An 11,898-nucleotide genomic window follows, 5' to 3' on the forward strand; every position below is an offset into this window, starting at 1 on the left:
AAAGGCTCATGACGTGCTTCCATCCACAGACAATTCCACTCACGCAATGAAGCCACCGCACAAAGAGTGGCGTGCGTGGCTTCTCACGGATACGCCGGCGTCACGCAGGCAGGCTGCGTTGGGCTTGGCCTACCGTCGCTGGCGGCGTTTCGCAAGCAACCCGCTAAGCGTGTTCGGGCTGGTGATCCTGACGCTCATGATTGTGTTCGCCGCGATCGGGCCGTTATTGCCGCTGCACGATCCCTTGCGGCAAGTGCTTGGCGACCGGTTGTTGCCGCCCGGTTCTCCGTCGCACTGGTTTGGCACGGATCAACTCGGTCGCGACATCCTCGCGCGGCTCGTGATCGGCTCGCGCCTGACGTTGAGCATCGCGATCCTGGTCGTGGTGCTGGTCGTGCCGGTGGGTTTGCTGATCGGTACAACGGCGGGTTTTTGCGGCGGTTTCGTCGATACCGTCCTGATGCGGCTGACCGATATTGCACTCGCGTTTCCGAAGATCGTCCTTGCGCTTGCGTTCGCGGCGGCGCTCGGGCCCGGCGTGATCAATGCGGTGATCGCGATCTCGATCACGGCGTGGCCGCCGTATGCGCGGCTCGCGCGCGCTGAGACACTGAGGTTGGTGCAGGCCGATTTCATCCACGTGGCGCGCTTGCAAGGGGCGTCGTCGATGCGGATCTTGTTGCGGTATATCGTTCCGCTGTGTTCGTCGTCGGTGATCGTGCGCGCGACGCTCGACATGGCCGGCATCATCCTGACAGTCGCGGGACTGGGTTTTCTCGGACTCGGTGCCCAGCCGCCGAGTCCGGAGTGGGGTTTCATGGTGGCCTCAGGCCGTGGCGTGCTGCTCGACGCGTGGTGGGTGGCAACCATTCCCGGCATCGCCATCCTGCTCGTGAGTCTTGCGTTCAACCTGCTCGGCGACGGTCTGCGCGATGTCTTCGATCCCCGTCAAGGAAGCTGACATGCAAGCCGACACCCTTTGTGAAATCGATAACCTGCGCATCGCGTTCGAGGCCCACGACGGCACGCTGACCGAAGCGGTGCGCGGCATTTCCCTGACGCTTGCGAGGGGAGAGCGGCTAGGTATCGTTGGCGAATCGGGGTCGGGGAAGTCGCTGACCGGACGAGCGTTGCTCGGGCTACTGCCTGCATCGGCACACTGGTCAGCCGACGCCATGCGCCTCGATAACCACGACCTGCTCGCCATGCGACCGAAGGAGCGGCGACGCCTGTGCGGCACGCAGATGAGCATGATCCTGCAGGACCCGAAGTATTCGCTGAACCCGGTGATGACGGTCGCGCAGCAGATGCGTGAGGCGTTCGGGCGGCGGTCTCCGAAGCTGAATGCGAAAGCCATGCGCGAACGCATTGTCGCCGCGCTGGAGGCCGTGCATATTCGCGATCCGCAGCGAGTCGCCGACGCTTATCCGCACGAGTTGTCGGGCGGCATGGGACAGCGCGTGATGATTGCCATGATGGTGTCGTCGGGGCCCCGGCTGCTGATCGCCGACGAACCGACCAGCGCGCTCGATGTGCTCGTCTCCATGCAGGTGTTGTCGGTGCTCGATGAAATGATCGCGAAGCACAACACCGGCCTGATCTTCATCAGCCACGACCTGCCGCTGGTGATGTCGTTTTGCGACCGCGTGCTGGTGATGGTCGGCGGACGTGTAGTAGAGACGTGCGCCGCGCGCGATCTTGCCCACGCGCAGCATCCGTACACGCGCGGTTTGCTGGCCGCGAGTCCACCGCTGCGCAACCCACCGGAGGAACTACCGGTGCTGCAACGCGATCCCGCATGGTTCGCCGAGGTCGCGCCATGATCGAAGCAAACGAGGTACAGGTACGCTTCAAAACGAAAACGGGTTTCGCCGATGCCGTTCGCTCGGCGTCTTTTCATGTCGGCGACGGGGAGGTGTTCGGGCTCGTCGGGGAATCCGGTTCCGGCAAATCCACCGTGCTTCGCGCATTGACGGGGCTCGTACCCATCGCCAACGGGTCGATGCGAATTGGCCGCCATACGCTCGGCAAACACATCGATCGTGCATTCAGGCGCGAAGTGCAGATGGTGTTCCAGGACCCGTACGGATCGCTGTATCCGCGCTTCACCGTGGACCAGACGCTGCGGGAGCCGCTCACCATCAACGGCATGGACCGCCACGATGCCCGCATTCTCGACGCGTTGCGGGAGGTCGGTCTTGGCCCTGCGTTCCGGTTCCGGTATGCGCATCAGTTGTCGGGCGGGCAGCGCCAGCGCGTGGCGATTGCCCGGGCGTTGATCGTGGAACCGCGCGTGCTGCTGCTCGACGAACCGACTTCCGCGCTCGATGTATCCGTGCAGGCGGAAATCCTGAACCTGTTGCGGCGGCTGCATCGCGAACGCCACCTCACGATGATCCTCGTCAGTCACAACATGGCGGTGGTTGGATTTTTATGCCAACGAGTCGCGGTAATGCGCGATGGCGAGATTGTGGAGCAGCTTCCCATCGAAGCCGTCCGCGAACAAAACGTGGCGCATGAATACACGCGAAGCTTGTTGCTCGCCACAGAAGGGTATCGACGCAAGGCCGTCGATAAGGCCTAGCCCAGCTTTGTAATGTGCGCGGCCGGGCGCGAACCGTCCTGCGCGGGCCGCCTGATAGAATACCAATTTGGTAGTAGGCATCCCCGAAGCGCGTTGCGCCGGGATCGCTCACCCGGCTTCCCACGCAGCCGGCGGCTCATGGAGTGTGAATGACGCCGCGAAGCGCAACCCTCAAAACGTGACAGTCCGGCTTGATCCTGCTGCTCGATAACGTTCGTCGTCAAACGTTCGACACGCCGGTCACCGGCACCTAAAACGCCGATGAAACTGCTAGATGCCCTGGTCGAACAGCGAATTTCGGCCGCCGCCGCGCGCGGCGAGTTCGACAATCTGCCCGGCGCGGGCGAGCCTCTCGCGCTCGACGACGACGCCCTGGTTCCCGAAGAAGTCCGCGTGGCCAACCGCATTATGAAAAATGCCGGTTTCGTGCCGTCTGCTGTCGAACATTTGCGCGCGCTTTGCGATCTGCAAAATGAAGCCGGCAGCAGCGAAGATCCGGCAACCCGCCGCAAGCTGCAAGCGAAGATGTTGGCGCTCGACATGGCGTTGGAATCGTTGCGCGGCAGCAGCACTGTCGTGCCGCTTGAATACCGGCGGCGCATTGCCGAACGTTTGTCCGAGCGTCTCTCGGAGAACGACAGGAATGTGCGAGCCGAGGCCGCCGAAAAGTGACCTCCACACCCGCAACCGATCTCGCCTTGACCGCTGCTGCAGAACGCGACCGCCGTTTCATGGCGCTCGCGCAAGCCGCTGCGGAGCAAGCGCATGCTTTGGGCGAAGTGCCGGTCGGCGCGGTTCTGGTTCGTGGCGATGAAGTCATTGCAACCGGCTTCAATCATCCGATTGGCGCTCATGATCCGTCAGCGCATGCCGAAATGGCCGCATTGCGCACGGGGTCCTTGGCGCTTGAAAACTATCGGCTACCGGGTTGCGAACTCTACGTCACGCTCGAACCCTGCATCATGTGCGCGGGCGCGATCATGCATGCGAGGATCGCGCGCGTGGTGTTCGGCGCGCACGATCCGAAGACGGGCGCGTGCGGGAGCGTTGTCGATGCATTTGCCATCGGCAATCTGAATCACCACACAAGCGTGACGGGCGGGGTACTCGGCGACGAATGCGCCAACGCGCTGCGCAGTTTTTTCGCCGAACGCCGGCGCGCCGTGCGTGAGGCGCGCGATGCCCGCAACGCCGTACTACCCGATTCCATCGATCCACTTTCCATTCGCTCATGACCCATCCGGCACGTACCATCGACCTCGTCGCACCTTCCGGTTACCCCGACGCTGAAGTGGTTGGGCGCGCGATGGAACGCTTGCGCACGCAAGGGCATCGGCTGGAAAATGTGACGGCGGCGCACCGTCGTTATCAACGCTTCGGCGGTACCGACGGAGAACGTGCCGCGGACCTGAACCGGCTTGCCGATTCGACGCGCCCTCTGCCTGACATCGTATTGGCGGTGCGCGGCGGTTACGGTGCTACACGCATTCTTCATGGCCTGGACTACGAGGGTTTGCAGCGCCGCTTGCAAGACCAGCCAATCGCGATTGTCGGCCATAGCGACTTCACCGCGATCCAGTTGGCGCTGTACGCGCTGGCCGGCGTGAAGAGCTTTGGCGGCCCGATGCTCGCTGCTGATTTTGGCGCGGAAGAACCGAGCGCGTTCACGACGGGGCATTTCTGGAACGCGATCACGCACCCGTCGTTCAAGGTGACGAGCCACGTGCCGCAGGCCCAGTCCGTCGATGTTACCGGCATGTTGTGGGGTGGCAATCTGGCGATTCTTGCGTCACTGATCGGCACGCGCTACATGCCGCCAGTGGAGGGCGGGATTCTGTTCATCGAAGACGTGAACGAGCATCCTTACCGCGTTGAACGGATGATTTACCAGTTGCACCAGTCGGGGATTCTCGCGCGGCAGCAGGCACTGGTGCTAGGCGAATTCACGGGCGGGAAGCTGTCGGAGTACGACAACGGCTATACGTTCGAGACGATGCTCGAACAGGTCAGGTCGGTGATCCGGATTCCCGTTGTGACGGGATTGCAATTCGGGCACGTGCCTGAATTGCTGACTTTGCCGTTTGGTGCGACAGCACATTTGGTAGCGCGGTCGCATGGATTTGAAATGAAGCTTTCGGACTATCCGTACTTGGCGTAGCAGGTCTGATGTAATCCGAATGAGCGTCCGCAAGGGCGCTTTTTTTTTCGTTCCACGCACCGCTTTTGCGCACGTCCGCACGAATATCGTGCATTAGATTGTCAACAAAATGGCCGAAGTTTTTTGCGTTGGCCGTTTAGATATATCGCAGAAACCCTTATCAGGAGGCGACTAAGCGAATTAGTCGAAAAAATTTTCTGCCCATAACACAAATTTTTTACTGAAATTGTTGACAGTTTTTATGTCCGCCATAAGATGTATCACATAGAGCGAACACGACCATGTCCGAATCGAAATTGAAAGATTTGTCGAAGGTAAGCGTTATCGGCACTGCGGCTTCGGTCGCGGCCGCAACGGCGGAATCGATTGCGGCGAATATTCGCGACGCCATTCTCGAACACCGTCTCGCTCCGGGTGCCAAGCTGACAGAAGCACAGTTATGCGAAGTATTCGACGTCAAGCGAGGCACTGTGCGCCTGGCGCTGGCGCAACTCGCGAGCGAGCGGCTGGTCGACCTCGAACCGAATCGTGGCGCGTTCGTCGCAAGCCCTTCGGTGCAGGAAGTGCACGAGGTGTTCGAGATGCGGCGAATTGTCGAAATGGCGGTCGTCGAGCGGATCTGTACCGGGCATGGCACGCGCCGGCTCAAGTCGATCAGCGCGACGATCGGACGTGAACGCAAGGCTTATGAGAGCCGCGATTTCTCGTCGTGGATACGGCTGTCCGGCGAGTTCCATAAAGAGCTCGCGCAGCTCACCGGCAATACGGTGTTGTGCGAATGCCTGTCGGGGCTGGTGGCGCGCTCCACGCTGATATCGGCACTGTATGAATCGCTTGGCAAGAGCTCCTGCAGCTTTGAAGACCATGAACATATCCTGGCCGCGCTCGATGCGGGCGACGGTCCGAAGGCCGCCGAACTGATGGCGCGCCATTTGCAGGAAGTTGAATTGAAAATGCTGGACCGGCCGGCACGCGGCGCGGTCGATTTACGTGAAGTCTTTTCAAAGCCGAAGGTCAGTGAGCGCGATAAAAGCGCCTGACTGTCGGCCCGATTTTTAGCCTCACCGGCAGCAACACCGCGCGACCATTCTCCGGGCGCGACGCAGTACCAGTAACGCCAACTATCAACATCTGAAAGCCGAACGAATTTAGAAGCCCGCATTCAATGGAATGCGTGGACTTTCACCATGCCTTTTCCGTGGACGCCTGCGCGTTAGTGCGCGTGCCGAGTGGATGAATTGCGTCTGGTCGCGGGATCGCCCGCGGCTGCAGGACGGTTAGCCCATACCGACAAGAAAGCGCCGCGCGTTGACCACGCGACGGTGCGTATTGCTATACGCAAGCTATACGAAGTCGACTATTTGCGGCTTGATTGCCGAGCTCATTCAAGGAGAAGTCATGGTTCAGTTCAGTGCGACCCCGGGCAGTGCGGCAATACCTTCCTATGGTGATGATCCCGGCAGCGATTCAGGTAGGGATCCTGATCATCTGGCCGGATACAGTGATCGGCTCTATAACGATGACCTCGCGCCGCTCAAACATCAGACGTGGAGTGCGTACAACATCTTTGCGTTCTGGATGTCGGACGTGCATAGCGTGGGCGGTTATGTGTTCGCGGGGAGCTTGTTTGCGTTGGGGCTGACAAGCTGGCAGGTGCTGGTTTCATTGCTCGTCGGCATCGGCATTGTGAACCTGCTGTGCAACCTCATCGCTCGGCCGAGCCAGCAGGCGGGGATTCCGTATCCGGTGGCGTGCCGCGTGACCTTCGGCGTGCTAGGGGCGAACCTTCCCGCCGTGATTCGTGGCTTGATCGCAGTGGCATGGTATGGAATCCAGACTTTCCTGGCGTCGAGCGCGCTGGTGATCGTGGTGCTGAAATTCATGCCCCAATGGATGCCTTATGCCAATGTCCACCAATATGGTTTCGCCGGGTTGTCGGCAGTGGGCTGGGCCGGGTTCATGATTTTGTGGGTGTTGCAGGCCGTGGTGTTCTGGCGCGGGATGGAGATGATCAAGAAGTTCATCGACTTCGCGGGTCCGGCGGTCTATGTGGTGATGTTCATCCTGGCGGGTTACATGGTGTGGCGTGCGGGCTGGCGCAACATTGGCCTGAACCTGGGCGGCGTGAAATACCATGGTATGGAAGTGGTGCCGGTCATGATCACGGCCATATCGCTTGTGGTCTCCTACTTCTCCGGTCCGATGCTGAATTTCGGTGACTTCTCGCGTTACTGCAAGAGTTTCAAGAGCGTGAAGCGCGGCAACTTCTGGGGCTTGCCGATCAACTTCCTGGCGTTCTCGCTGGTGACGGTTGTGACGACCGCCGCGACCTTGCCGGTTTTTGGCCAGTTGATTACGGACCCAGTAGAAACGGTGGGCCGCATCGATCAACCGACTGCAGTGATCCTAGGCGCGCTGACGTTCACGATAGCGACTATTGGTATCAACATTGTGGCGAATTTCGTGTCGCCGGCTTTTGATTTCTCGAACGTTGCGCCGCGGTTGATCAGTTGGCGGATGGGCGGCATGATGGCCGCGGTGGCATCGATCTTCATCACGCCGTGGAATCTCTTCAACAACCCTGCGGTGATCCACTACACGCTCGATGTGCTCGGCAGTTTCATCGGTCCGTTGTATGGCGTGCTGATCGTGGATTTCTACCTCATGAAGCGTGGCAAGTTCAAGGTTGAGGAGTTGTACACGACGTCGGCGACGGGGCGTTACTGGTATAGCAATGGCGTGAACTGGCGTGCAGTGGGCGCGTTGCTGCCGGCGGCCGCCATAGCGGTGGCCTGCGTCATGATTCCGTCCCTGGGAGGCGCAGGTAATTTTTCGTGGTTCATAGGAGCGGGGTTGGGCGCGCTGTTCTACCGGATCATCGCGGACAAGACCTCTGTATCGAATTTCGCTTAGTAACACGAGTGCGGCTGCGAGTAACGCTGCAAGCCAAGGTTTGAAAAGGTACTCTGTAATCCGAATCAAATCTTGCTTGCGGGAACTAAAGGAAGACCCAAATGCGCATCAAGCTGATCAATCCGAACACAACGGAACGCATGACGCTGGCGATGGATCGTTGTGCCAGGGAAGTAGCGTCACCAGGAACGGAAATAATCTCCGTAAGCGCTTCCATGGGGCCGCCCTCTATCGAGGGTTACTACGACGAAGCGCTTGCATCGTTAGCCTTATTGCAGGAGATTGAAAAGGGTGAGAAAGAGGGCATGGACGGTTATGTCATAGCCTGCTTCGGCGACCCGGCGTTATATGCCGCCAGGGAGTTGTCCAGAGGCCCGGTCATTGGCATTGCGGAGGCGGCAATGCATGCAGCAAGTGTCATCGCGCCGAGTTTCAGCGTAGTGACAACCTTGAAGCGCACCTGCACGATGTCCTGGCACTTGGCGGAACGCTACGGCATGAAGCGTTTCTGCAAGAACGTCCGTGCCACCGACGTAGCAGTGCTGGACCTGGATATCCCCGGCTCAAGGGCGCGCTCGATCATCATTGAAGAGTGCCGAAAGGCCTTGGCGGAAGACGGTGCGGAGTCGATCGTCCTGGGCTGCGCAGGCATGGCCGAGTTTTGTCACGAGATTGAAGACGCGATCGGCGCGCCGGTTATCGAGGGCGTGACGACCGCGGTGAAATGGGCGGAAGCGTTGATTGCGCTAAAGCTGCGGACATCGAAACGCGGCGACTATGCGCGCCCGCTAGCGAAGCAGTACGACGGTGCGTTAGCGCCTTATAGTCCAGGCAAACCCCAATAAAGCGCCCGGACCATACACCCCGCCTGACCCGCAATATCTGCGTATGAATATGGGCGCGACGATGTGTTTTCGCTAAACTGACCCATCGTCGCGCGGGTCTGTCAGTCTGTAACCGTGTGCGGCTCCATCGACTCCCACGCACTCATCCAGCCATGTCGAATGAATCGAAGTACCCACGCGACCTGATCGGCTACGGCCGGTACCCCGTGCAGCCGAATTGGCCCGGGGATGCACGTATTGCGGTGCAATTCGTGCTGAATTACGAGGAAGGCGGGGAAAATTGCGTACTTCACGGTGACCCGGCATCAGAACAGTTCCTGTCGGAGATCGTGGGCGCGGCGGCCTATCCGTCTCGCCACATGAGCATGGAATCCATCTACGAATACGGCTCGCGCGCCGGCGTCTGGCGCATCCTTCGCGAGTTCGAAAAACGGGACTTGCCGCTTACCGTGTTCGGCGTGGGCATGGCGATCGAGCGCCATCCGGATCTCGGGCGCGCGTTCGTGGAATTGGGGCATGAGATCGCGTGTCATGGGTATCGGTGGATTCACTATCAGGACATGTCGCCGGAGAAGGAAGCGGAGCACATGCGGCTCGGCATGGAGGCCATAGAGCGCGTGACGGGTGTGCGTCCGCTAGGCTGGTACACCGGGCGGGACAGTCCGAATACCCATCGGCTGGTCGCGGAGCATGGCGGCCTTCTGTATGACTCGGATTATTACGGCGACGACCTGCCGTTCTGGATGGACGTGGAGGTCAGCAGTGGCGCGAAGGTGCCGCATCTGATCGTGCCTTACACGCTCGATACCAACGACATGCGTTTTGCCACGCCGCAAGGTTTCAACACGGGAGAGCAGTTTTTCACCTACTTGCGCGACGCGTTCGACGTGCTCTACGAAGAAGGCAGCGAAGCGCCGAAAATGTTGTCCATCGGCATGCATTGCCGGTTGCTGGGCCGCCCCGGACGCTTCCGTGCGCTGCAGCGTTTCCTCGATCACATCGAGCAATATGATCGTGTATGGGTGACGCGGCGGGTTGATATTGCGCGGCACTGGCGCGAGCATCATCCGTATGAAGGCACGGCGGGAGTGACCACGCCATGAGTATCGTGCGGATCACTTTGGACCAACTCAATGCGTTGCCTGCCGGCGCGTTTGTCGACACGCTTTCGGGTATCTTCGAGCACTCTCCATGGGTGGCGGAAGCGGCGCTCGGGAAGCGCCCGTTCACGAGCATCGACCAGCTTCACGATGTCATGGCCACCGTCGTGGATCAAGCGGGGGAGACACGGCAACTGGCGTTGATCAATGCCCACCCCGAGCTTGCCGGCAAGGCTGCGGTGCGGGGCGAACTCACGGACGAATCTACACGTGAACAAAGCGGCGCCGGCCTCAACCTGTGCACGCAGGAAGAGTTCGACAGACTGCAGGCGCTTAACGCCGGGTACCGCGAGAAGTTTGGATTTCCCTTTATCTTGGCTGTGCGCGGGTTTGATCGCCACGGCATTATCGCGAACTTCGAGGCGCGCCTGCATCATGGCCGCGACATCGAGTTGCGCGAAAGTCTTCAACAGATTTATCGGATAGCGCGCTTCAGGCTCGACGATTTGCTTGACGTCTGAATGCTTGAACGCAGCGCGCCACCTTCAAAACCCTATAAGGAAACATCATGGCTGCACCCATACTCGATGCCAACGCGCCCGAATTCACGCGCCGTTATGTGAACCTCGCGGACCCGCGGCTTGGCGCGCAGGCGCTTGAAGCCAGCGACGAATTCTTCGCACCGAAAGAGCGGATGCTCAATCCGGAGCCGGCGGTGTTTATCGTGGGTAAATACGACGATAACGGCAAGTGGATGGACGGCTGGGAAACGCGTCGCAAGCGGGTGAGCGGGTTCGACTGGTGCGTAGTGAAGCTGGCGCGTCCGGGTGTGATCAAGGGTATTGATATCGATACGAGTCACTTCACGGGCAACTTTCCGCCAGCAGCGTCTATCGAGGGTGCGCACGTGGTTGAAGGCGCGCCCACGCAGGCGACGCAATGGACGGAAGTCGTGCCGTCCATGACGTTGCAAGGGAACACGCATCATTACGTGGACATTGCCAGCGAGCAGCCGTTCACGCATCTGCGCGTGAACATTTACCCGGATGGCGGTATCGCGCGCTTGCGTGTGTATGGACAGCCGCAGCTTGACTGGAGCAGCGCTAGCCGCACCGAGCTATTCGATCTCGCCGCGATGGAAAATGGCGCGTACGTCGTTGGTGCTAACAACCAGCATTTCGGGCCGGCTTCGACCTTGCTGATGCCGGGACGCGGCGCAAATATGGGCGATGGCTGGGAGACGCGTCGTCGTCGTGAGCCGGGCAACGATTGGTGCATCGTGGCGTTGGCTCAGCCGGGCGTGATCAAGAAGATCGAAGTGGATACGGCCCACTTCAAGGGTAATTATCCTGACCGGTGTTCGTTGCAGGCTGCGTATGTGAAGGGTGGAACGGACAGTTCGCTTGTCACGCAGGCGATGTTCTGGCCGGTGTTGTTGGGTGAGCAGAAATTGCAGATGGACAAGCAGCATGTGTTCGAGTCGGAGCTGGCTGCGCTGGGTCCGGTCACACATGTGCGGTTCAATATTTATCCGGACGGCGGCGTATCGCGGTTGCGGTTGTTCAGCACGCTTGTTTGATCTACGTAAATAAGAAGCAGGCTCTGCGATGAAAAAGTTGGTGATTGAACCGTTGACCCGGGCGGCGTTTGAGCCGTTCGGCGATGTCATCGAGCTTGAGGGCGCGAAGCAGATCCCGATTAATCTCGGGACGACGATTCGTTTCCACGATCTTGCACGGATTGATGTGGAAGACGAGGGTGGGCGGACGCTTGTGAATCTGTTTCGCGGGCAGCCGCGGGTGTTGCCGTTTGAGGTGTCGATGCTCGAGCGGCATCCGTTGGGGAGTCAGGCGTTTTTGCCGCTTAATGATCGGCCGTATTTGGTCGTTGTTGCGCCGGCGGGGGAGCTTGATGAAAGGGCTATTCGAGGGTTCGTTACTCGCGGATGGCAAGGGGTGAATTATGCCAAAGGCGTCTGGCATCATCCGTTGATTGCGCTTGGCGAAGTGAGCGACTTTATTGTTGTGGATCGCGGTGGGGAGGGTAATAACCTCAACGAGATTCAGCTTGATGAATCGGTTTGGTTAATGGACTAAATTTTCGCTCGCGCTCGGAGGTGGGGTTGGGGTGTTGGTTTCTGGCTTAGTGGTCGGGGCTGTGCCGGATTGCCAGGTTCCGAGGTTAGCGGTCTGAGTCAATGCCGGGTTGCTGCTTTCAATGTTAGTGGTCTGCGTGAGTCGGATTTTCTCTTTATCACTGTTAGCCACTGCGCGTGGCGGCGCGTCATTTCTTGGTCCT

The 11,898-nt window shown here is 59.7% G+C and carries 13 protein-coding genes; all 13 read left to right on the forward strand.

Annotation, left to right across the window (positions count from 1 at the left end; genetic code table 11):
• The first annotated feature begins 46 nt into the window (after positions 1–46).
• The 13 genes from GSQ93_RS17100 (at position 47) to GSQ93_RS17160 (ending at position 11,696) form a co-directional block, all read left to right on the forward strand.
• Positions 47–961 carry an ABC transporter permease gene (locus GSQ93_RS17100; RefSeq protein WP_158936868.1) on the forward strand — a complete coding sequence of 305 codons (915 nt, stop codon included), beginning with the start codon at positions 47–49 and terminating at the stop codon, positions 959–961.
• Position 962: 1 nt separating this feature from the next.
• On the forward strand, positions 963–1,823 hold the full coding sequence (locus tag GSQ93_RS17105) for an ABC transporter ATP-binding protein (protein WP_158936813.1): 861 nt from the start codon (positions 963–965) through the stop codon (positions 1,821–1,823).
• A complete protein-coding gene (locus GSQ93_RS17110; RefSeq protein ID WP_158936814.1) occupies positions 1,820–2,584 on the forward strand; it encodes an ABC transporter ATP-binding protein in 765 nt (254 codons plus the stop codon). Before GSQ93_RS17105 ends, GSQ93_RS17110 begins: the two co-directional genes overlap by 4 nt.
• A 261-nt stretch (positions 2,585–2,845) precedes the next feature.
• Positions 2,846–3,256 (forward strand): DnaJ family domain-containing protein, encoded by a 411-nt coding sequence (locus tag GSQ93_RS17115; RefSeq protein WP_158936815.1) that lies wholly within the window; start codon positions 2,846–2,848, stop codon positions 3,254–3,256.
• Positions 3,253–3,819: a tRNA adenosine(34) deaminase TadA gene (gene tadA, locus GSQ93_RS17120; RefSeq protein WP_254073900.1), complete on the forward strand. Its 567-nt coding sequence runs from the start codon at positions 3,253–3,255 to the stop codon at positions 3,817–3,819. The genes GSQ93_RS17115 and tadA overlap by 4 nt, the downstream gene beginning before the upstream one ends.
• Positions 3,816–4,742: a muramoyltetrapeptide carboxypeptidase gene (gene ldcA / locus GSQ93_RS17125; RefSeq protein WP_158936816.1), complete on the forward strand. Its 927-nt coding sequence runs from the start codon at positions 3,816–3,818 to the stop codon at positions 4,740–4,742. The genes tadA and ldcA overlap by 4 nt, the downstream gene beginning before the upstream one ends.
• 281 nt (positions 4,743–5,023) lie before the next feature.
• Entirely contained in the window at positions 5,024–5,782 is a 759-nt protein-coding gene (locus tag GSQ93_RS17130; RefSeq protein ID WP_158936817.1) for a GntR family transcriptional regulator, read from the forward strand.
• 358 nt (positions 5,783–6,140) lie between these two features.
• Entirely contained in the window at positions 6,141–7,655 is a 1,515-nt protein-coding gene (locus GSQ93_RS17135; protein ID WP_158936818.1) for an NCS1 family nucleobase:cation symporter-1, read from the forward strand.
• A gap of 101 nt (positions 7,656–7,756) precedes the next feature.
• A complete protein-coding gene (locus tag GSQ93_RS17140; RefSeq protein ID WP_158936819.1) occupies positions 7,757–8,500 on the forward strand; it encodes an aspartate/glutamate racemase family protein in 744 nt (247 codons plus the stop codon).
• A gap of 152 nt (positions 8,501–8,652) precedes the next feature.
• A complete protein-coding gene (puuE, locus tag GSQ93_RS17145) occupies positions 8,653–9,603 on the forward strand; it encodes an allantoinase PuuE (protein WP_158936820.1) in 951 nt (316 codons plus the stop codon).
• On the forward strand, positions 9,600–10,121 hold the full coding sequence (gene uraD / locus GSQ93_RS17150) for a 2-oxo-4-hydroxy-4-carboxy-5-ureidoimidazoline decarboxylase (RefSeq protein ID WP_158936821.1): 522 nt from the start codon (positions 9,600–9,602) through the stop codon (positions 10,119–10,121). The genes puuE and uraD overlap by 4 nt, the downstream gene beginning before the upstream one ends.
• A gap of 47 nt (positions 10,122–10,168) precedes the next feature.
• Positions 10,169–11,179 (forward strand): allantoicase, encoded by a 1,011-nt coding sequence (gene alc / locus GSQ93_RS17155; protein WP_158936822.1) that lies wholly within the window; start codon positions 10,169–10,171, stop codon positions 11,177–11,179.
• Positions 11,180–11,207: 28 nt separating this feature from the next.
• Positions 11,208–11,696 carry an ureidoglycolate lyase gene (locus tag GSQ93_RS17160; RefSeq protein ID WP_158936823.1) on the forward strand — a complete coding sequence of 163 codons (489 nt, stop codon included), beginning with the start codon at positions 11,208–11,210 and terminating at the stop codon, positions 11,694–11,696.
• The last annotated feature ends 202 nt before the right edge of the window (positions 11,697–11,898 follow it).

The sequence above is a fragment of the Burkholderia sp. S171 genome (assembly GCF_009766085.1).
Classification (GTDB): domain Bacteria; phylum Pseudomonadota; class Gammaproteobacteria; order Burkholderiales; family Burkholderiaceae; genus Caballeronia.